This is a genomic window from Sphingomonas yantingensis (assembly GCF_014199325.1).
In the GTDB taxonomy this organism is placed as follows: Bacteria; Pseudomonadota; Alphaproteobacteria; order Sphingomonadales; family Sphingomonadaceae; genus Sphingomonas; species Sphingomonas yantingensis.
In genome coordinates this window covers 17359-37078 of sequence record NZ_JACIJJ010000004.1, presented here as the reverse complement: position 1 = coordinate 37078, position 19720 = coordinate 17359, and the positions used below count along the sequence as shown (strand labels likewise).

The window sequence follows — 19720 nt, the reverse complement described above, 5'->3', positions numbered from 1 at the left end:
CCTTCAGTGCCCGTCACGACGCGAATCATCGCCCACCTCGCCAGGCGGCGAGAGGAAGCCCTTTGCCAGCGCGTGGTAGAGGCGTTCCTTGCATGCGACCTGCGCGACGCCGTCGGCGATCAGGGCGGAGGCGAGGAGCGGCATCATCAGGCCGCGGCTCGCGGTCGTCTCGGCGATGATGATGACCGCGGTCAGCGGCGCGCGCACGACGCCGGTGAAATAGGCGACCATGCCCAGCAGCACGACGGCGCCGGGCGGATAGGCGGGAAACAGCTCGCGCAGCATCGCGCCGAGGCCGGCACCCACCGACAGCGATGGCGCGAAGATGCCGCCGGGCATGCCCGAGACCGCGGTCGCCAGCGTGCTCGCGAACTTCGCCGCGCCGAACCAGACCGGCACCTCCGCCCCGGTGATGATGCCGCGCGCGGCGCCATAGCCCGTGCCCCATGTGAGGCCGGTCGCGACGCCGATCGCCGCGACGAACAGCCCGAGGATCCCGGCAAAGACCGCAGGCTGTCGCTTGATGGCCGCCAGCGGTGCCCAGCGCACGCGCCCCTCGCCGATGACGAGGCGCGAGAACAGCGCGCCGGCCAGCCCGCCCGCAATCCCCGCGACGGGGGCCGCCAGCAGCGTCTCGCGCACGCTCAGCGTCTGTCGCATCACGCCGAAATAAACGTAATCGCCCGATAGGCCGAGACTGACCATCCCGGCGATCAGCACCGCGGTCATGACGAGCAGCGTCATCCGCTGCTCATAGGCGGCGGCGAGTTCCTCGATCGCGAAGGCGACGCCCGCCAGCGGGGTGTTGAACGCGCCCGCCACCCCCGCTGCGCCGCCGGCGATGAAGACCGAGGCGCGCAGCGGCACCGCGAGCAGGCGGTGGGCATAGCCCATGATCGACGCGGCGACCTGGACCGTCGGCCCTTCCCGCCCGGTCGAGGCACCGACGAGCAGCGTGCCGATCGTCAGTACGAGCTTGACCGAGACCGTCCGGAGCGAAACGAGGCCGGTCATCGCACGATCCGGATCGTGCGTTGCGGCCATCACCTGGGGGATGCCCGATCCGCGTGCCGCTGGCGCGATGCGCGCGGTCAGCCAGGCGATCGCAGCAAAGCCGGCGGGCGTCACGATCAGCGGCGCCCACCACCACCGCGCGGCTAGTGCGGCGAACGCTTCGCCCGCGTGATCGGCGGCGGAAGCGAAAGCGAGAGCGACGAGCCCGATGAGCACCGCGCCGCCGAGGATCGCGGTCCGGCGCCGCCAGATCGGCGCGGTCGGCCCATGCCGCTTCAGCGCGACCCGCGCCTGGCGAAGGGTCGGTCCCCGCATGATGCTATACCGTGCCCGGCCGGCGAGCGGAGAGCGCCGACCAGCCGCATCGAGACAATCGCGCGACGTCGTTCGCGGTCGCCACGGTCAGCGATCCTCCTGATAGGGCCAAGCCAACCGCCGGGCTGGCCGAACGAAACGCTGGTGGGCCCGGCAGGACTCGAACCCGCAACCTAGCCGTTATGAGCGGCCAGCTCTAACCATTGAGCTACAGGCCCCCAGCGCCTCTCGCCTAGCCGACCTTACGCGGCGACGGCAAGCGGGGCCGTCGTGGCGGCGGCTACGAGATCGGCCTCGCTCGCCGGGCGGACGCCGTGATGGTCGAGGCGATCGAGCACCGCGTCCCACCATGCGTAAAAGCGGGCAAGATCTTCGGCATTGCGGACGTACGGCGTCATCCCCGGGACGATCGTCGGCGAATGGAAGGAGAAATTGAGAAGCTCGACCCCGTCTGCGACCGCGCGGTCGATCGCGCGCAGCGCCTCGGCCAGCGGCATCTCCTCGGGCGTCAGCGCGATCCGGTCGAGTAGGCCCAGCCGCGAGGCGACGCCGCGCCCCCGCGGCAGGCGATCGAACAGGTCGTAGAGCGCGGCGCCCCCCGCCCGCATCGCGCCCAGCCAGACCGTCGTCAGCGGCAGTTCGAGCAGCGCCCCGCCGGGTCCGGCGCGAAAGGCGTGATTGCCGACGTGCCGGAAATCGGGCCCGCCCTCGCCCGTGTAGCAGAAGCCCGATCGCATCGAGCTGTCGATCACATAGCCCCGCTCGGCGAGCAGCCCCAGCGTGGACGGGCCCATGCCGTAGCGCCCGGCGCGGAACATCCGCGGGAGACGCCCGAACCCCGCCTCGATCGCCGCGCCCAGCGCGTCGAGCTTGGCCCCCTCCAGCGCGGGCGACAGATTGCCGGCAAAGCTGTGCGGGCGGCTGACGACCTCCTCATGTGGGGGCGTGACCCAGGGGTGGAGGTGCGCGCCGACCGCGCTCACCCCATCCTCAAGCAGCCGTGCGATCGTGTCCGCGGCCTCCGGCGTCGAGGCGACGGGATAGTCGGTCAAGTAGGTGAGCGGCACGCCGCGATCGGCGAAGCGGCGGTGCATCGCCGGCAGGGCGCGAATGGCCGTCACCGCTGTCGCCTGTCGGTCGAAAGCGGCGTTCCAGTCGAACTCCTCCTCCGTATCGATGCAGATGGCGAAGCGGGTGCCGAACCCGGCGGGCCAGCGAAAGCGGGGGCCGGTCGGCGGTGCGACGGCGGCGGGCCAAGAAGCGGTCGACATGGCCCCGCCCTATCGCACCCACATCAAGAATTGGTTGCGGCGCGTCCCGTATCACGGATCGCGGCGGGCAGCCGCACCTCGATCGCGGTAGGGCCGAAGCCGATGTCGCCGCCCAGCTCGCGCGCGAGATTTTCAGCCAGCCGCAGGGCGAAGCCGGTGCCGAGCGGCAGCGCGGCGAAGGTCGCGTCCTCCTCGCTCACCTCGCCGCCGGCGCGCGCATGGTCGGGCAGGCCGGCGGGGCGCGAGATCGACAGCGTCAGGCGGTCGCCCGCTTCCTCGATGGCCATCGCCAGCACCTCTCCGCGGATGGCGGCAGCGAGCATCGTCGCGATCAGCCGGCCGAACAGCCGCTCGATCGCGTGGCGGTCCCCCTCCACCGCGCCGTCGCGCTCGGGCAGCGCGATCGTCGCACCGCGAAGCTCGGCCAGCGGCGCCAGATCGTGCGCGACCGAGCCCAGCACCGCGCGCAGCGACACCGCCTCCGGCCGGAGCGTCAGCGCATCGCTCTCGATCTTGGCCGCGAGGTCAAGGTCGTCGATCGCGCCGAGCAGGTCGCGGGCGTGGCGATGGATCGAGCGCGCGCGGTCGCGATAGGGGTCGGCGACCGGGCCGAGCATCTGGAGCGAGATCATCTCCGAAAAGCCGATGATCGCGTTGGTCGGGGTCCGCAGCTCGTGAACCAGCTGGCGCAGGGCATCGGGCGCGGGTGCGGGCGCGCCGGTCGGCGCCGCGACCTCACCGAAATGCGGGCGGCGCGCGGTGCCCTGATACCCCGTGAACCGGCCGGAGGCAGGGTCGAAGGCGGGCATCGCGGAGATCAGCCAGTCGCCCGTCGCCGGGCCGTTGCCGTCGATCCGCAACCGGGCGTCGCGAAACCGCGATCGCTGGCGGAATGCGCCCGCCGCCACGCCGTCGACACGGGCAAGGCCGGTACCGCCGGCCAGCCGCAGCGACAGGCCGATCAGCGCAGCGCGGCCGATCCCGTCGGCCCAGCGGATGATCCCCTCCGCATCGGTTTCGAAGCGCATCCGCGCCTCGCCCGCAGGCTGGCTCTCGTCGTTGGCGACGGGGCGCGCCCTTTCGCGCGCGTCGCGAAACGCGTCGATCCGGGCGACCACGTCGGCGATGCGGAACGGGCCTTCCGGCATCGGCTCTGGCGGGGGCGGCGGCGCCGGCTCGACCTCGCTGCGCCGGACCGCTTCGGCCACGACGGGCAGCGTCAGCGCGACCGCACCGAAACTCGAAAACGTCGGCGGAAGCGCGGGACGGCGTTCCGGAACAGGCTCGGGTATTTCAGGCTCGACGACGGGCTCGGCCGTTTCGACCGGCGCGGGTTCGGGCTCGACCGGCGTCGTGGCTGGCACGGGCTTGGCATCGGCCCGCTCGTCCGCCAGCACGAAGTCGACAGCGCCGAACGCCTCGAGCGCGCGTTCGACTTCGCTGCCAAGATCGCGGCGATGGCGCAGCACCGCGCGCGCGGGCGGCGCAAGTTCGCCCAGCAGCGCACGCCACTCGGCGGGGTCGAGCGTCGCGGTGCGCAGGACCGGCGCCGCGACCGCCAGCGTGTCGCGCGCGAACAGACGGACGAGCGCGAAGGGCGGCTGCGCAAAGGCAAGACCGCGCGCCGCGGCGGTGCGGTGCGAGAGCGCCACCGCGGGCGCGATCGCCTCCAGCGTCTCGATCGCGCGCGCTTCGGGGGCGACGCGGCGGCGCCCGATCAGGTCGACGAGCTGCCGATAAACCGACTGGCGCCCCAGCGGCGTCGACAGGTCGGCAGCGAGCACGGTGTCGAGGGTATCGTCGAAGCGCAACGGGATCGTTTCCTGAACGGCCGGGGGCGCCGTCGATCATTTCTTAACGCGGCGGACTCGCCACAGGAACCACCTAAAACGGCACGTCGCATTGTGGGACAATTGCGCAGGCGAGCAATTTTCTTCTAAAGGGGCATCGCGCGCCGCGCTGTTTGTACCAGAATTTCGGAGCCTTCATGAGTCTCGACCGCATCGACCGCCAGATCCTCTCGCTGTTGCAAGAGGATGGCCGCATGACCAATGTCGAGCTGGCCGAACGCGTCGGGCTGACCGCGCCGCCCTGCCTCCGCCGGGTGCGCGCGCTGGAGGAGGGCGGCGCGATCCGCGGCTATCATGCGGCGCTCGATCCGCTGTCGCTCGGCTATGGCATTACCGTCTTCGCGCTCGTCAGCCTGAAGAGCCAGGCCGAGAGCGACCTTGCGGCGTTCGAGCGGCACATCGCCGACATTCCCGAAGTGCGCGAATGCCACATGCTGAACGGCGAGATCGACTTCATCCTCAAGATCGTCGCGACCGACCTCAAGAGCTTTCAGGAAATGCTGACGACGCAGCTTACGACCGCGGACAACGTGGCGAGCGTCAAGACGTCGCTGACGATCCGCACGTCAAAGGCGCTGCCCGGCATCCCGGTGCCGGAGGCCTGACGCTTCAGTCCTTGAGCTCGGCCAGCGGATCCTCCAGCACCGGCACGATCGACGAATAGTCGTCGGTCCAGGCTGGCACGTCGCGGCGGAAGCGGAGCGGCTGCCAGTCGCCGCCGCCCTCGAACAGCCCCGCCAGCACCTCGGGATCGCGGGTCAGGGCGATCCAGTCCGACGGCGTCGCCTCCGAATTGTCACCCAGCCCCGGCACGTAATGGAGCGCCGCCGCATGCCAGCCGCCGCCGCGCGCGGTCGCGGTGACGACGGGCTCCAGGTCGAGAAAGCGGTTGGAGACGTGGACCATCAGCAGCCCGCGCGGGCCGAGCACGCGGGCATAGGTCGCCAGCGCCTCTCGCGTCATCAGGTGCATCGGCACCGCGTCTGATGAGAATGCATCGAGCGCGAGTAGATCGAGGCTCGCTGCCGGCTGCGCAGCGATGGACAGGCGCGCATCGCCGACGACGATCTTCGCATCGGGCAGGCAGCGCCTCAGATAGCCGAACTTGCCGCTGTCGCGGGCGATGCGGACCACCGCCGGGTCGATCTCGTAGAAGCGCCAGTCCTGCCCCGGCTTGGCGTAGCAGGCGAGCGTCCCGGTCCCCAGTCCCACCGCGCCGACCCGCGCGCCGGGGCCGTAGAGGGCGGGCAGCGCCTGCATCGCCTGTCCGATCCCCGATCCGGGAACGTAGTAGCTGGTCGGCTCGCGCGCCTTTGCCTGATCGTCGACGAACTGGACACCGTGCAGCGTGGTGCCGTGGGCCAGCGTGCGCGTCCCCGTCTCGGGATAGTCGCGAATCGTGTAGACGCCGAAATAGCTGCGCGTCCGCGCGTCGCCCTGGAAGCTCACCTGAAGCGCCCGCCAGCCGCCGAACAGGAGGAGCGACGCGACAAGCACGGCGACATAGGCAGGGCGCGCGCCGATCGCGACGATGCCGATGCCGGCGAGCACGAGGAAGGCGAGGCTCTCGTGCTTCGGCCCGAGCAGGTCGCCGGGATTTTCGAGCCCGATCAGCATGACCGCGCCCGCCGCCGCGGTCACGAGCGCGAACGTCAGCGACCGCTTTTCCCCCCACGCGCGGCGCAGGACCGGCAGCAGCCATTCCTGCGGCACGAGCAGGCCCGCGGCGACGATCAGGATCGGGTATTCGTACGTCCAGTCGAACACGATCGGCGCGACCAAAGCGGCGAACACGCCCCCCAGCGCGCCGCCCACCGACATGGCGAGGTAGAACCCCGTCAACCGATCGGGCTCGGGCCGCAGCCGATAGAGCCGCGTGTGGAGCGCCGTCGCGGCCATGAAGAGCAGGCCGAGCGCGATCACGGCATTGAGATAGGGATAGCTGTGCGTCCCCCCGATCATCACCCCGCCGAAGACGAGGATCGTCACCGGCGCGAATGTTGTCAGGAAGTCGGCCACCCGCCGCCCCGCGGCGAACGCGGCGCTGAAGCTGAGCAGATAGAGCCCGAGCGGGAGGACCCACAGCATCGGCACCGCGACGATGTCGGTCGTGAGAAACGTCGAGGTCGCGAGCATTAGCCCCGACGGCACGAGCGATAGCGCGATCCAGAGCGCGATGCGGCGACGCGTCGGCGCGACGCTGGTCGGCAGCACCCGCGCCGCCGCCCCGCCGCGTGGCAATCGGAGCGCACAGGCACCGACGAGTAGCGCGACGAACGCGTAGCCCGCCGTCCAGAGCCAGCTTTGCCCCGACAGCGCCATGTTGGGCTCGACCAGCAGCGGATAGGCGATCAGGCCGGCAAAGCTGCCGATGTTCGACGCCGCATAGAGCGCATAGGGGTTCGCGGCCGGCGCTGAGGCGGCGAACCAGCGCTGGAGCAGCGGCGCCTGCGCCGACACCGCCAGGAACAGCGGCCCGATCGAGGCGAAGAGCAGCCACGGCACCCACAATACCGGCGCATCGCCGACGCCCGGCGCCCCCTCGATCAGCCCGATCGGCAACCACAGCGCGGCGACTGCCAGCAGTGCCAGATGGATACCCGCCTGCCGCCGCACCCCGAACCGGCCGAGCCAATGCGCATAGCCGTACCCGCCGAGCAGCAGCGCCTGATAGACGAGCATCGCCGAATTCCAGACCGCCGGCGCGCCGCCGAGCCGCGGCAGCGCCATCCGCGCCACCATCGGCTGGACGAGGAAGAGGAGGAACGACCCCGACAGGATCGCGGCGACGAACAGGGGGCGAAGGGGCTGGCGGATGCGGACGGCCCCGCCGCCCGCGCCGCTATCGGTTTCGATACGCATCGCCCGACCTTAGCCGGCGGGGTCGCGAAAGCTAGGTACGGCGGCCGTCCCGCCACGCGGCGAGCGCGACCGTCGCGGCGATGCCCGCCGCCACCGCAACGAGGTAGCCATCATAGCCGCTCGCGAGACGGAGCCACAGGGTGCCGAGCCCATAGGTGAGCAACACGCCGCCCGCAAAGCAGTCAAGGCTATGTCGCCCCACCATCGCCACCGCCGCCAGCGGCTGGCGCCGCGTCCAGCCGCCAGCCAGCGTCAGCAGCGCGAGGTACAGGAGGAGGACGAGCACGCCATGCCCGACGCGCAGCAGCGTCAGGCCGTGGCGCGGGTCGAAAATCGCCGGCTCATGCCCCTTGGCGAACGCCGCCGCGACGAACAGCGCGAGCAGCGGCGCAGCGACCCAACGATGGCGGTCGAGCCCGCCGAGCAGCGGCTCGTGCACACCCATCGCGCCCAATGCCATCGGCACGAAGAACAGCATCTGCCACGCCAGCCGGTCAGGCAGCCCGTCCTTGCTCCCGCCCGCCGCGACGAGCCCGATCGTCCAGAGCTGTGCCGCCGCATAGATGGCGACCGACAGGACGATCAGCAGCGCGTTCGACCGCCGCTGCACCGCGATCGCGATCGGCGCGGCGAGCATCAGCACGATGTAGAGCTGGAGAATGTCGAGCAGCCGCGGCGCCGACAGGAGCGCGGCAAAGCGCAGCGTTGCAGTGAGCGGATCGGCGGCGAACGGATCGAGCCGCCAGAAGGCCAGTTCCTCCCCCGGCATCACCGCGACCAGCGGCAACACGAGCGCGAGCAACGCCAGATCGTAGAGCCACAGCCGCCCCGCCCGGCGCCAGATCGCACGCGAGGGCGCCGGGCGGCGGAGATAGACGAGCCCAACCATATAGCCCGACAGCATCACGAACAGCTCGGCCGCGGTCGACCAGCCATATCGCGTCGGCGTCGGGATCAGACCCGACCGAAGCCCTCCCAATTCAGCCACCTGGCTCAGATGGTTCACAAGGATGACGAGGATCGCGCTTCCTCGAACGATATCGATGCGCGCTTCCCGCACGGGTCGCTCAGCCGGGATTGTCGATGACATAGACGATATGCAGCGAGAGCGGGTCGTCAGCGGCAAGCGCTGGGTGCGCGAAGTCACGATCGGCCAGCCGGCGCATCCCCAATCGTTCCATCAGCCCCCAGCTTCGGACATTGGCGGGCACGGTGATCGCCGCGATCCGCCGCATCCCCCGCGCCCAGCCCCAGGCGAGACAGGCTGCTGCAACCTCACGCGCATAGCCCTGCCCCCAGGCATGACGGGCGAGGCGCCAGCCGATTTCGACCTCGCCCTCGATCGGGGTGCCGGTCGCGCCGGGCTTCAATCCGCAAAAGCCGAGGAACGCGCCGTCAACGCGGCGTTCGATCGCCCAGAAGCAGTAGCCATGTGCCGCCTGAAACCCGCGCTGCCGCTCGATCGCGGCGCGGACGCCCGCTTCGTCCAGCGGCGGGCCGATGAACGCCATCACCTCGGCATCGCAGCCCATCGCCGCGAACGGTTCAACGTCGCTCTCGCGCCATTCGCGCAGGATCAGTCGGACGGTTTCGATCACGGGCGCGCGATCGCATAGGTGACGGTGCGTCGGCACGGATCGGCCAGATCGAACTGCGGGTGGTCGAAAGTGAGGTCGGGTAACTGCGCCATGCCCAGCCGCGTCATCAGCCGGCGGCTGGCGCCGTTCTGCTCGGCGGTGATCGCGACGATCCGTGGGGGAGCGAGATTGACCCAGCCCCAGCCGAGCGCCGCGGTCATCGCCTCCCCCGCCAGCCCTTGCCCCCAGTGGTCGGGCGCAAGCATCCAGCCGGCCTCAATCTCACCCTCGATCGGGGTGTCCGGTGCGCCGGGCTTGAGCCCGCCAAAGCCCGCGACCGCGCCATTATGTTCGATCAGCCAGAAGCCGAAGCCGTCCGCCCAGTAACCGAGGTGCCGCTCGAGCGTCGCCGCGCTCATCGCGCGATCCTTGACCGGGCCAAGATCGGCCATGACGCGCGGATCGCCCCAGATCGCGGCGAGCGCGTCGAGGTCCGCGAATACAGGCCGGCGTAGCCGCAGACGCGCGGTTTCTATCACGCGCCCATCAGCCGCGCGGCATGCGCGGCGTGATAGGTGAGCACGCCCGAACAACCCGCGCGCTTGAACGCCATCAGCGTCTCCATCACCAGCGCGTCGCGGTCGCCCGCCCCGGCGGCGGCGGCATGTTCGATCATCGCGTACTCGCCAGACACCTGATAAGCGAAGACAGGCACTTCGAACCGTTCCTTCACGCGCCGCGCGATATCCAGATAGGCAAGGCCGGGCTTGACCATCACGCTGTCGGCGCCCTCGTCCAGATCGGCGGCGACCTCGCGCAGCGCCTCCTCGGCGTTGGCCGGGTCCATCTGATAGGTCTTCTTGTCGCCCTTCAGCCGGCCGCGGCTGCCCACCGCATCGCGGAATGGGCCGTAAAAGGCGCTGGCGTATTTGGCGGCATAGGCCATGATCTGGACATTGTGGTGCCCGTCACCCTCCAGCGCGGCGCGGATCAGGCCGACGCGGCCGTCCATCATGTCGCTCGGCGCGACGATATCGGCACCGGCCGCCGCCTGCACCAGCGCCTGCTGCGTCAACACCGCGGCAGTCGCGTCGTTCAGGACATAGCCGCCCTCGTCCACCAGCCCGTCATGGCCGTGCGCGGTATAGGGGTCGAGCGCGACGTCGGTCAGCACGCCGATGCCCGGCGCGGCATCCTTGATCGCGCGGATCGCGCGGCACATCAGATTGCCGGGATTGGTCGCCTCCCGGCCGTCGTCGGTGCGCAGATGCTCGGGCGTATTAGGGAAGAGCGCGATGGCGGGGATGCCGAGCGCGGCGGCTTCCTTCGCGCGCTTCGCGATCTCCACGATCGACCAGCGCGAGACGCCGGGCAGGCTGGCGATCGGCTCCTCGTCCGCCCCCTCGGTCACGAAGAGCGGCCAGATGAGGTCGGCAGGGGTCAGCACGTTCTCGGCATGGAGCGCGCGGCTCCATGGGCTGACGCGGGTGCGGCGAAGGCGAAGCGCGGGATAGGTCGACATGGGCCCTCTATCGGCCGGTCGGCCCGATGGTTCAAGCGCGGCGCCTGGCGATCCCGCGCGCGATCAGCCAGATCGCGACCGCCAGCCCGGCGGCGAGCGCCACCCACTCGGCCCCGTGCATCAGCCGGCCGAGCACGGCCTCGATCGCGTTGCCGAAGGCATAGCCGAGCCCGACGAAGATCGCTGCCCAGACGAACGCCGCCACTGCGTTCAGGATCGCGAAGCGCGCCGCCGAAATGCTGCTCGTGCCGATCGCCATCGGGCTGATCGTCCGCAGCCCGTAGAGGAAGCGAAAGACGAAGACGAAACCCGTCGGGTATTTCTCGAACGTCGCCATCGCGCGCTCGAATGCGGGTTTCGCCATCAGCCGCCGGACGCGTGGGCGGTGGCGGAACAGGCGGCCGGTGTAGAAGAAAATCTGATCGGCGAGGAACGACCCCATCGCCGCCGCGAGGATCGCGGGGACCAGCCCGAACAGTCCGTGATGCGCCGCGACGCCGCCTAAGACGACGACCGTCTCCCCCTCGACCCCCGCGCCGAGAAACAGCGCGGGAAGGCCGTAGCGGGCGATAAGCGCCTCGACGCTCACCTCAATCGAGATTCGGGCGCAGCCACCGCTCGGCTTGGGCGAGGTCGACGCCGCGACGGCGGGCATAATCCTCGAGCTGGTCGCGGCCGACGCGCGCAACCCCGAAATAGCTGGCGTCCGGGTGGCCGAAATAGAAGCCCGACACCGCCGCGGTCGGCAGCATCGCGAAACTCTCGGTCAGGGTGAGGCCCACGCGGGCGGAGGCGCCGAGCAGTTCGAACAGCATCGGCTTGGCCGAATGGTCGGGGCACGCGGGATAGCCGGGCGCGGGGCGGATGCCGCGATATTGCTCGCGGATCAGCGCCTCGTTGTCGAGCTGCTCGCCCGCGGCATAGCCCCACAGGGTGGTGCGCACATGCTGGTGCAGCCGCTCGGCGAACGCCTCGGCGAAGCGGTCGGCGAGTGCTTTCAGGAGGATGTCCTGATAGTCGTCATGCCCCGCCTTGAACCGGGCGATATGGTCGTCGATGCCGTGGATGCCGACCGCGAACCCGCCGATCCAATCGCCCGCGGGGTCGACGAAGTCGGCCAGGCACATGTTCGGCCGCCCCTCTCGCTTGGCGATCTGCTGGCGTAGGAACGGGAAGCGGGTCTCACCATGCTCGCCCGTGACGATCACGTCGTCGCCGTCGCGCCGGCACGGCCACAGGCTGGCGACGCCGCGTGCGGTCAGCCACTTCTCGCCGACGATCGTGTCGAGCATCGCCTGTGCGTCCGCGTACAGCGACCGCGCGCTTTCACCGACGATCGCGTCGTCGAGGATCGCGGGGAAGTTGCCGGCCAGCTCCCACGAGCGGAAGAACGGCGTCCAGTCGATCACCTCGCGCAGGTCGGCGAGGTCCCAGTCGTCGAACACGTGCAGGCCTGGCTGCACGGGCGCGGCGGGCTTGAGCGCGAAGTCTGCCTTGAAGCCGTTCTCGCGCGCCTTCTCGATCGGGATCAGGTCGGACTGGCCCTTCCCCTCGCGCGCGCGGCGGACGGCTTCGTAGTCGTCGGCGATCTTCGTCACGTAATCGTCTCGCTGCGTGTCGGAGACGAGCGTCGTCGCGACGCCCACCGCGCGGCTGGCGTCGAGGACGTGCACGACCGGCCCCTGATAGGCAGGCGCGATGCGGAGTGCCGTATGCACCTTCGAGGTTGTGGCACCGCCGATCAGCAGCGGCATCGCCATGCCGGCGCGCTGCATCTCCTCGGCCACCGTCACCATCTCGTCTAGGCTGGGGGTGATGAGGCCCGACAGGCCGATCATATCGGCGTCGTTCTCGTTCGCCGCCTCCAGGATTTTCGTCCACGGCACCATGACACCGAGGTCCACGACCTCAAAGCCGTTGCACTGGAGGACGACGCCGACGATGTTCTTGCCGATATCGTGCACATCGCCCTTTACCGTCGCCATCACGACCCGGCCCTTGCCCTTCGCGCCGGGTTCCTTCGCCGCCTCGATATAGGGGAGCAGGTGGGCGACCGCCTTCTTCATCACGCGCGCGGACTTCACCACCTGCGGCAGGAACATCTTGCCCGACCCGAACAGGTCGCCGACGACGTTCATGCCGTCCATCAGCGGGCCTTCGATCACCTCGATCGGGCGATCCATGGCGAGGCGCATCTCCTCGGTATCCTCGACGACATAGGCGTCGATACCCTTGACCAGCGCATATTCCAGCCGCTTGCGCACCTCGAACCCGCGCCATTCCTGCGCGGCCTTCTCCGCCACTGCGTCGGTGCCGCGGAAGCGCTCAGCCAATGCCACCAGCCGCTCACCCGCCTGGGGATCGCGGTTGAGGATCACGTCCTCGCATGCGGTGCGAAGTTCGGGGTCGATCGCATCGTAAACGTCGAGCTGGCCGGCATTGACGATGCCCATGTCCATGCCCGCGGGGATCGCGTGATAGAGGAACACGCTGTGCATCGCCCGCCGGACCGGCTCGTTGCCGCGGAAGCTGAAGGACAGGTTGGAAAGCCCGCCCGAAATATGGACGTGCGGACAGCGCGCCTTGATCTCCCGGCACGCCTCGATGAAGTCGACGGCGTAGTTATCGTGCTCCTCGATCCCCGTCGCCACCGCGAACACGTTGGGGTCGAAGATGATATCCTCGGGCGGAAAACCGACGCCGGTGAGGAGCTTGTAGGCGCGTTCGCAGATCTCGACCTTGCGGTCCTTCGTATCCGCCTGTCCCACCTCGTCGAACGCCATCACGACGACCGCCGCGCCGTACGCCATGCACTTGCGCGCCTGGGCGAGAAACTGGGCCTCACCCTCCTTCATGCTGATCGAATTGACGATGGGCTTGCCGCTGACGCACTTCAGCCCCGCCTCGATCACGTCCCATTTGGAGGAGTCGACCATTACCGGCACGCGGGCGATGTCGGGCTCGGCCTGGATGAGCTTCAGGAACGTCGTCATGGCGTGGTGCGCGTCGAGCAGCCCCTCGTCCATGTTGACGTCGATGACCTGCGCGCCCGCCTCCACCTGCTCGCGCGCCACCTCGACCGCGGCGGTGTAGTCGCCGGCCATGACGAGCTTCTTGAACTTGGCCGAACCGGTGACGTTCGTGCGCTCGCCGACATTGACGAAGATGGGCGTGGGGTTGGTCATCAAGGCTTCCGTTCGGTTCGGGCGGAACTGGCCCGGCCGTCAGTCTTCATTTCGGGGTCAGGCAGCGATCAAGCCGCCATCGTGAACGGCTCGAGCCCCGCCAGCCGCGTCTGCACCGGCACACCGGGCAGCGCGCGCGGGGGCAGGTCGGCCACCGCCTCGGCGATCGCCTGGATATGGGCGGGGGTCGAGCCGCAGCAGCCGCCGAGGATGTTCACCTGGCCATGCTCGGCCCAGTCGCGCACGAGGCCGGCAGTCGTCACCGGCGCCTCATCATAGGCGCCGAGTTCGTTGGGCAGCCCCGCATTGGGATAGACCATGACGAGCGTGTCGCAGAGCTTCGACAGCACCGCGACGTGCGGGCGAAGCTGCTCCGCCCCGAACGAGCAGTTTAGCCCGATCGTCACCGGCCGCGCGTGGCGGATCGCGTGCCAGAATGCCTCGACGGTATGGCCCGACAGATTGCGGCCGCTGAGGTCGGTGAGCGTCATCGACAGCATGATCGGCACCTCGCGCCCCAGCGCCTCGCCCGCTTCGATCACCGCCATGACGCCCGCCTTGGCATTGAGCGTGTCGAACACCGTCTCGATCAGGATGAAGTCGCAGCCGCCCTCGACCAGCGCATCGACCTGTTCGCGGTACACGTCCTTCAGATAGTCGAAGTCGATCTCGCGAAAGCCGGGGTCGTTGACGTCCGGGCTCAGCGACAGCGTCTTGTTGGTCGGCCCGATCGCGCCGGCCACGAAGCGGGGGCGGCCATCGGCGGCCTCGAACGCATCGGCACATTCGCGCGCGATGCGGGCGGAGGCGACGTTGATCTCGCGCACCAGATGCTCGGCGCCGTAATCGGCCTGGCTGATGCGGTTGGCCGAGAAGGTGTTGGTCGAGACGATGTCCGACCCCGCCTTCAGATAGCTTTCGGTGATGATCCGCGGCACCTCCGGCTTGGTCAGCGCGAGGATGTCGTTGTTGCCTTTCTGGTCGTGGGACAGGCCGAGGTCGCCGGCATAGTCCGCCTCGGCGAGCTTCCAGTTCTGGATCTCCGTCCCAAACGCCCCGTCGGTCATCAGGATGCGCTTGGCGGCCTCAGTGAACAGGCGGTCGCGGGCGGTGGTCATCGTCGGTTCCTTCACGCCGCGGCCAGCGCCGCCTGTGCCTTGGGCCGCAGCCCCAGCATGTGGCAGATCGCGTAGCTCAGCTCGGCGCGATTGAGCGTGTAGAAATGGAAATGGCGCACGCCGCCCGCATAGAGGCGGCGGCACAGCTCGCCCGCGATCGTCGCAGCGACGAGCTGGCGCGCGGCCGGATGTGCGTCGAGCCCGTCGAACAGCCGGCCCATCCAGTCGGGGATCGCCGCGCCGCACATGCCGGCGAACTTCTGCGTCTGCGCATAGTTCGAGACGGGCAGGATGCCGGGCACGATCTCCGCCCCGATCCCCGCCGCCGCCGCCGCGTCGCGGAAACGGAAGAAGGTCTCCGGCTCGAAGAAGAACTGCGTCAGCGCGCGGGTAGCGCCGGCGTCGAGCTTGCGCTTCAGATTGTCGATATCTGCCGACGCGCTCGTCGCCTCGGGATGCGCCTCCGGATAGGCGGCGACCGAAATCTCGAACGGGTGCAGGCGCTTCAGCCCCGCGACCAGTTCGGCGGCGCTGGCATAGCCCTGCGGGTGCGGCACGAACGCCTCGCCCATCGTCGGCGGATCGCCGCGCAGCGCGACGATGTGGCGGACGCCCGCCGCCCAATATTCACGCGCCACCGCATCCACCTCGTCGCGACTCGCCTCGACACAGGTGAGGTGCGCGGCGGCGGGCACGCTCGTCTCGCGCGCGATGCGGGCGACGGTCGCGTGGGTGCGGTCGCGGGTGGTGCCGCCCGCGCCATAGGTGACGCTGACGAAGCGCGGGCCGAGCGGCGCGAGCGTCTGCACCGCCTCCCACATCGCCGCTTCCATCTTCTCGGTCTTGGGCGGGAAGAATTCGAACGACACGTCGGCGTCGCCGGCCACGTCGGCGAACAGCGGGCCGTCGAGCGCGCGGCGCGCCTCTTCTAGCTGTCCAACGGAAAGCGTCATGCCGCCTTGACCTCCAATTTGGCATCGCCCGTGCGGCGCGCCAGCCATAGTTTCACGGTAAGTTCGCCGCCGCCCAGCGTCTCGGTCCGGACGGGGGCGAGGCCCGCGCCCGCGAACCAGCCGAGCATCTGCTCGTCCGAAAAGCCGAGGCGGGCGTGGTTGTCGCGGATGCGCAGCTCCTCGCGCTCGTGGGGTGCGAAGTCGGCGATGAGCAGCCGCCCGCCCTGCCCCAGCACGCGCGCCGCCTCCGCGATCGCCGCCCCCGGCTGCTGCGCGAAGTGGAGCACGTGGTGCAGGATCGCGACGTCCGCCGCACCATCCGCCAGCGGCAGCGCGTAGAGGTCCGCCTGACGAAGCTCGGCACGGGCGAGCCCCTGTTCGGCGAGCTTCGCGCGGGCCAGCCGCAGCATTTCGGAGGAGCGGTCGATGCCGAGCGCGCGCTCGGCCTGCGGCGCGAAGAGTTCGAGCATCCGGCCGGTGCCGGTACCAATGTCGATGAGCTGGCCGATCCCGCCGCTGCCGAGGACCGAGGCCATCGCCGCCTCGACCTCGCTGTCCGCGACGTGCAGGCTGCGGATCGCGTCCCACGAGCCGGCATTCGCCTCGAACCACTCCGCCGCGGCCGACGCACGGTCAGCGCGGACGGCGGCGAGGCGCGCGGTGTCGGCGACCGCCCAATGGTCGCTGCCCGACGCTTCCCAGACAGCATCGACGGCGGCGAGCAGGTCGGGCATTGCCGCCCCCTCCCCCATCGCGACGAACACCCAGCTGCCTTCCTTGCGGCGGCGGGCGAGGCCAGCATCGCACAGGATCTTCACATGCCGACTGACGCGCGGCTGGCTCTGGCCCAGCACCTGCGCCAGTTCGCCGACCGACAGCTCCATCGCGCGCAGGAGCGCGATGATCCGAAGCCGGGTCGGGTCGGCGAGCGCTTGAAAGATTTCGACGGCACCGGGCATGGAATGAACATATAAAGATATCTTTATATGGGGTCAATCTTGAAGATGGGTCCGGGTACGAATGCACGGGGGCGGAACGAACGGGCGGCATCGTGCGTCGTGCTCGCCAGCAATCATGACCTAAGAGGGAAGTCCCATGAAGAAGACAGTGCTGATCCTCCCCGCCCTTGCCGGCCTCGCGCTCGCCGCGTGCAGCGAGAACGCGCAGCAGCAGACGGGCGAGGCCGCCGGTGCCGTCGCCGCCGACGTGAATTCGACCGTGGGCGAAGCCGCGCGCGACGTGAAGGACGCGACGAAGGACGCGTTCGGTGAAGCCGAGCAGGCCGCGGATCGCGCGGGCGACAAGATCGAGAACGCTGCCGACCGCACGGGCGCTGCGGTCGAGCGCGGCGCGGCCAAGGCCGATGCCGCCGCCGACAACGCAAAGCGCGAAGCGGGCCAGAGCCTCGAGGCGGCCGGCAAGGACATGCAGCGCTGATCGTCGTCGATCGACGCCGTTGACGGGGCCGCGCCGCGCCTTAGGGCTGGTGCGGCCCTTTTCATGTCCGAAAGGCCCGTTCATGCGCTCGATCCTCGCCGTCCTCCCTATCCTCGGCCTCGCCGCCTGCGGGGCGGGTGACAACGATCCGGGGCCGGGCAGCGTGACGCAGAGCGAGGCGCGCGAGTTGAACGAGGCGGCCGAGATGCTCGACGTCAACGCGGTGTCGGCAGAGGCGCTCAACGAAACCGGGAACACGCAATGACCGATCTTCGCCGTATCGGCGCGACCGACCTCGAAACCCCGCCGATGATCCTCGGCGGCAACGTCTTCGGCTGGACCGCGGACGAAGCGACGAGCCACGCGATCCTCGACCGCTTCGTCGGCGCGGGGGGCACAATGATCGATACCGCCGACGTCTATTCGGCGTGGGTCGAGGGGCATAAGGGCGGCGAGAGTGAGGCAGTGATCGGCCGGTGGCTGAAGGCATCGGGCCGGCGCGGCGACGTGTTGATCGCTACCAAGGTCGGGATGCTGCCGGGCGAAGGCGGCAAGGGCCTCGCGCCCGATCGCATCGCCGCCGCCTGCGACGCTTCGCTCCAGCGGCTGGGTGTCGATACGATCGACCTGTACTACGCGCATTGCGACGACGACAGCGTACCGCAGGCCGAGGTCCTGGCCGCGTTCCAGCGGCTGATCGAGGCGGGCAAGGTCCGCCACATCGCCGCCTCCAACTTCCACGCGATGCGGCTGAAGGCGGCGCTCGACCTCGCGACCGAGCAGGGCCTGCCGCATTTCCGCGCGCTCCAGCCCGAATACAACCTCGTCAGCCGCCGCAAGTTCGAGGGCGAGTTGCAGGACCTGTGCATCACCCACAATCTCGGCGTGCTGCCTTATTTCGGGCTCGCGGCCGGTTTCCTGACGGGCAAGTACCGGTCGACCGACGACCTCAAGAAAAGCGTGCGCGGCGCAAACATGGCCAAGCTGCTCGAGGGCAAGGGCGCGGCGGTGCTGGCGGCGATGGACGAGGTCGTCGGACAGACTGGCGTCACCCACGCGCAGGTCGCGCTGGCGTGGCTCGCCGCACAGCCGGGCGTCACCGCGCCAATCGCCAGCGCGACCAGCATCGAGCAACTGGACGAGTTGACAGGCGCCTGGACCGTCGACCTTGACGACGATCAATTACGCATGTTGGCCGATGCAGGTATTTGAAAAATATCGGAACTTCCAACGGGGTTCGAACCTTCAGGCCGCGTGACTGAAACCGATACCCCGCCCGACCTCGCCGAGGCATTCCGGGCCATGATCCTCGAAAAGTCGTTTCCCTGCGTCGGCGCCAAGTCGGCGCTCGGGCGCGGCACCCTCGACCTGCTGACCGCGCGTTCGATCCGCAGCGCTTGGGACGACCTTGCCATTCACGAGGCGCTGATGCGCTTCGCCTGGGCCTATAAGCAGGAGCCGGGCCTGTTCCGCAGCTTTGCCGTGTTGTTCGAGGAGCCGGACGATTTGGACGAAGCGGGGTTCGAGGCGGCGATGTGGGCGCGCCTGCAATCGCTGTCGGACAAGGATGCGTGGCGCGGTCAGCCCGCCGATCCGCGCGTCAGCAGCGACCCCGCCGACCCTCATTTCGGATTGAGCTTTGGCGGAGAGGCCTTCTTCGTCGTCGGGCTGCATCCGGGCGCCAGCCGCCCCGCCCGCCGGTTCGAGCGCCCCGCCCTCGTCTTCAACTTGCACGACCAATTCGAGACGCTGCGCGAGCAGAACCGCTACGAGCAACTGCGCGCCTCAATCATCGCGCGCGACGTGGCGCTGGCGGGCAGCGCCAACCCGATGCTGTCGCGCCACGGCGAAACGTCGGAGGCGCGGCAATATAGCGGCCGCGCGGTGGGTGCCGACTGGCGCTGCCCCTTTTCACGCAGGCCCGGCGGCGATGCCGGGCTGGAGATTCTGTCATGAATGGCCGCATCGAACCGCGCAGCGGCACCGCTTTCGAGCTGAACGCCGGCGACGAACTGGTCGTCATCGATCCGATGGGCGGGCAGGTCGCCGACCTGCTCGCGGTCACACGCGGCGACGTGCGCGAGATGCTGTCGTCGGGCCGCACGCTCGATTATGCCGAGCGCATCTATCTGACGACGGGCGACCGGCTCTATTCGAACCGCTCGAACGTGATGCTGGAGATCGTCCACGACGATGTCGGCCGCCACGATTTCCTGCTCACCCCGTGCAGCGAGGCGACGTTCCGCCTCTGCTACGAAAACGAGCCGCCGCATCGCGGCTGTCACGGCAACCTCGCCGCCGCGCTCGCGCCCTACGGGATCGAGGACGACGCGATCCCGGTCGCCTTCAACTGCTTCATGAACGTGCCCGTCGACGGCCAAACCGGCTGGTTCAAGGTGCTGCCGCCGCTCAGCAAGGCGGGCGACACGATCCGCTTTCGCGCGGCGATCGACCTTATCATCGGCCTCACGGCCTGCTCCGCCCCCGCCAGCAACGGCGGCAGCTTCAAGCCGATCGACTGGCGGATCGTGCGCGCCGCCGAGGTGTAAACGATAATCGTTCGCAACTCGCTTGACAGTGAGAGTGACTCGCAATAGCCCAGCCCCAGACAAGATA

General features: G+C 69.4%; 19 protein-coding genes and 1 tRNA gene. 6 read left to right on the top strand and 14 right to left on the bottom strand.

The genetic code is table 11. From position 1 onward, the window contains the following. Positions 1–3 precede the first annotated feature (3 nt). From FHR19_RS12835 to FHR19_RS12820, 4 genes are all read right to left on the bottom strand, one after another. Entirely contained in the window at positions 4–1329 is a 1326-nt protein-coding gene (locus FHR19_RS12835) for a chloride channel protein (protein ID WP_184029079.1), read from the bottom strand. A 142-nt stretch (positions 1330–1471) separates the two neighbouring features. Beyond that, a tRNA-Ile gene (locus tag FHR19_RS12830) sits at positions 1472–1547 on the bottom strand. Positions 1548–1571: 24 nt separating this feature from the next. Continuing rightward, positions 1572–2600, bottom strand: coding sequence for a polysaccharide deacetylase family protein (locus FHR19_RS12825; protein ID WP_184029076.1), 1029 nt, complete (start codon positions 2598–2600; stop codon positions 1572–1574). Between the two features lie 23 nt (positions 2601–2623). After that, a complete protein-coding gene (locus FHR19_RS12820) occupies positions 2624–4411 on the bottom strand; it encodes a sensor histidine kinase (RefSeq protein WP_221228533.1) in 1788 nt (595 codons plus the stop codon). Between the two features lie 176 nt (positions 4412–4587). Between FHR19_RS12820 and FHR19_RS12815 the strand changes: the two genes are divergently transcribed. After that, entirely contained in the window at positions 4588–5055 is a 468-nt protein-coding gene (locus FHR19_RS12815) for an Lrp/AsnC family transcriptional regulator (protein WP_184029073.1), read from the top strand. Positions 5056–5059: 4 nt separating this feature from the next. Here the strand turns inward: FHR19_RS12815 and FHR19_RS12810 are convergent, their stop codons facing one another. The 10 genes from FHR19_RS12810 to FHR19_RS12765 form a co-directional block, all read right to left on the bottom strand. Further along, on the bottom strand, positions 5060–7312 hold the full coding sequence (locus tag FHR19_RS12810) for a spermidine synthase (protein ID WP_184029069.1): 2253 nt from the start codon (positions 7310–7312) through the stop codon (positions 5060–5062). 31 nt (positions 7313–7343) lie between these two features. Then, positions 7344–8402 carry an OpgC domain-containing protein gene (gene opgC / locus FHR19_RS12805; RefSeq protein WP_246359519.1) on the bottom strand — a complete coding sequence of 353 codons (1059 nt, stop codon included), beginning with the start codon at positions 8400–8402 and terminating at the stop codon, positions 7344–7346. Continuing rightward, positions 8380–8910: a GNAT family N-acetyltransferase gene (locus tag FHR19_RS12800; protein ID WP_184029064.1), complete on the bottom strand. Its 531-nt coding sequence runs from the start codon at positions 8908–8910 to the stop codon at positions 8380–8382. Before FHR19_RS12800 ends, opgC begins: the two co-directional genes overlap by 23 nt. Beyond that, positions 8907–9428 (bottom strand): GNAT family N-acetyltransferase, encoded by a 522-nt coding sequence (locus FHR19_RS12795; protein ID WP_184029061.1) that lies wholly within the window; start codon positions 9426–9428, stop codon positions 8907–8909. The genes FHR19_RS12800 and FHR19_RS12795 overlap by 4 nt, the downstream gene beginning before the upstream one ends. After that, a complete protein-coding gene (hemB, locus tag FHR19_RS12790; protein ID WP_184029059.1) occupies positions 9425–10411 on the bottom strand; it encodes a porphobilinogen synthase in 987 nt (328 codons plus the stop codon). The genes FHR19_RS12795 and hemB overlap by 4 nt, the downstream gene beginning before the upstream one ends. A 31-nt stretch (positions 10412–10442) precedes the next feature. Then, the gene (locus tag FHR19_RS12785; RefSeq protein ID WP_184029058.1) at positions 10443–11000 is read right to left on the bottom strand and encodes a VTT domain-containing protein; all 558 of its coding nucleotides are present in this window, start codon (positions 10998–11000) and stop codon (positions 10443–10445) included. 1 nt (position 11001) lies between these two features. Then, entirely contained in the window at positions 11002–13596 is a 2595-nt protein-coding gene (metH, locus tag FHR19_RS12780) for a methionine synthase (RefSeq protein WP_184029056.1), read from the bottom strand. Positions 13597–13664: 68 nt separating this feature from the next. Beyond that, positions 13665–14714, bottom strand: a complete 1050-nt coding sequence (locus FHR19_RS12775; RefSeq protein WP_184029054.1) for a homocysteine S-methyltransferase family protein — start codon at positions 14712–14714, stop codon at positions 13665–13667. Between the two features lie 11 nt (positions 14715–14725). Further along, positions 14726–15667 (bottom strand): methylenetetrahydrofolate reductase [NAD(P)H], encoded by a 942-nt coding sequence (metF, locus tag FHR19_RS12770; protein ID WP_184029052.1) that lies wholly within the window; start codon positions 15665–15667, stop codon positions 14726–14728. Continuing rightward, positions 15664–16626 carry an ArsR/SmtB family transcription factor gene (locus tag FHR19_RS12765; protein WP_184029050.1) on the bottom strand — a complete coding sequence of 321 codons (963 nt, stop codon included), beginning with the start codon at positions 16624–16626 and terminating at the stop codon, positions 15664–15666. Before FHR19_RS12765 ends, metF begins: the two co-directional genes overlap by 4 nt. Before the next feature lie 136 nt (positions 16627–16762). Here FHR19_RS12765 and FHR19_RS12760 point away from each other — a divergent pair, with 136 nt between their 5' ends. The 5 genes from FHR19_RS12760 (at position 16763) to FHR19_RS12740 (ending at position 19653) form a co-directional block, all read left to right on the top strand. Then, positions 16763–17104: a hypothetical protein gene (locus FHR19_RS12760; RefSeq protein ID WP_184029047.1), complete on the top strand. Its 342-nt coding sequence runs from the start codon at positions 16763–16765 to the stop codon at positions 17102–17104. Positions 17105–17186: 82 nt separating this feature from the next. Next, positions 17187–17369, top strand: coding sequence for a hypothetical protein (locus FHR19_RS12755; protein ID WP_184029045.1), 183 nt, complete (start codon positions 17187–17189; stop codon positions 17367–17369). Next, positions 17366–18316, top strand: coding sequence for an aldo/keto reductase (locus FHR19_RS12750; protein WP_184029043.1), 951 nt, complete (start codon positions 17366–17368; stop codon positions 18314–18316). Before FHR19_RS12755 ends, FHR19_RS12750 begins: the two co-directional genes overlap by 4 nt. A gap of 42 nt (positions 18317–18358) precedes the next feature. Further along, a complete protein-coding gene (gene gntA, locus FHR19_RS12745; protein ID WP_343053264.1) occupies positions 18359–19060 on the top strand; it encodes a guanitoxin biosynthesis heme-dependent pre-guanitoxin N-hydroxylase GntA in 702 nt (233 codons plus the stop codon). Continuing rightward, on the top strand, positions 19057–19653 hold the full coding sequence (locus tag FHR19_RS12740) for a DUF1989 domain-containing protein (RefSeq protein WP_184029041.1): 597 nt from the start codon (positions 19057–19059) through the stop codon (positions 19651–19653). The genes gntA and FHR19_RS12740 overlap by 4 nt, the downstream gene beginning before the upstream one ends. Positions 19654–19720: the final 67 nt, after the last annotated feature.

What these genes read in the sequence shown, in the direction of transcription:
- FHR19_RS12835 (WP_184029079.1), bottom strand. Translation starts at nt 1,329, where the DNA reads ATGCGGGGACCGACCCTTCGCCAGGCGCGGGTCGCGCTGAAGCGGCAT.
- FHR19_RS12825 (WP_184029076.1), bottom strand. Translation starts at nt 2,600, where the DNA reads ATGTCGACCGCTTCTTGGCCCGCCGCCGTCGCACCGCCGACCGGCCCC.
- FHR19_RS12815 (WP_184029073.1), top strand. Translation starts at nt 4,588, where the DNA reads ATGAGTCTCGACCGCATCGACCGCCAGATCCTCTCGCTGTTGCAAGAG.
- FHR19_RS12810 (WP_184029069.1), bottom strand. Translation starts at nt 7,312, where the DNA reads ATGCGTATCGAAACCGATAGCGGCGCGGGCGGCGGGGCCGTCCGCATC.
- opgC (WP_246359519.1), bottom strand. Translation starts at nt 8,402, where the DNA reads ATGTCATCGACAATCCCGGCTGAGCGACCCGTGCGGGAAGCGCGCATC.
- hemB (WP_184029059.1), bottom strand. Translation starts at nt 10,411, where the DNA reads ATGTCGACCTATCCCGCGCTTCGCCTTCGCCGCACCCGCGTCAGCCCA.
- metH (WP_184029056.1), bottom strand. Translation starts at nt 13,596, where the DNA reads ATGACCAACCCCACGCCCATCTTCGTCAATGTCGGCGAGCGCACGAAC.
- FHR19_RS12775 (WP_184029054.1), bottom strand. Translation starts at nt 14,714, where the DNA reads ATGACCACCGCCCGCGACCGCCTGTTCACTGAGGCCGCCAAGCGCATC.
- metF (WP_184029052.1), bottom strand. Translation starts at nt 15,667, where the DNA reads ATGACGCTTTCCGTTGGACAGCTAGAAGAGGCGCGCCGCGCGCTCGAC.
- FHR19_RS12765 (WP_184029050.1), bottom strand. Translation starts at nt 16,626, where the DNA reads ATGCCCGGTGCCGTCGAAATCTTTCAAGCGCTCGCCGACCCGACCCGG.
- FHR19_RS12760 (WP_184029047.1), top strand. Translation starts at nt 16,763, where the DNA reads ATGAAGAAGACAGTGCTGATCCTCCCCGCCCTTGCCGGCCTCGCGCTC.
- FHR19_RS12755 (WP_184029045.1), top strand. Translation starts at nt 17,187, where the DNA reads ATGCGCTCGATCCTCGCCGTCCTCCCTATCCTCGGCCTCGCCGCCTGC.
- FHR19_RS12750 (WP_184029043.1), top strand. Translation starts at nt 17,366, where the DNA reads ATGACCGATCTTCGCCGTATCGGCGCGACCGACCTCGAAACCCCGCCG.
- FHR19_RS12740 (WP_184029041.1), top strand. Translation starts at nt 19,057, where the DNA reads ATGAATGGCCGCATCGAACCGCGCAGCGGCACCGCTTTCGAGCTGAAC.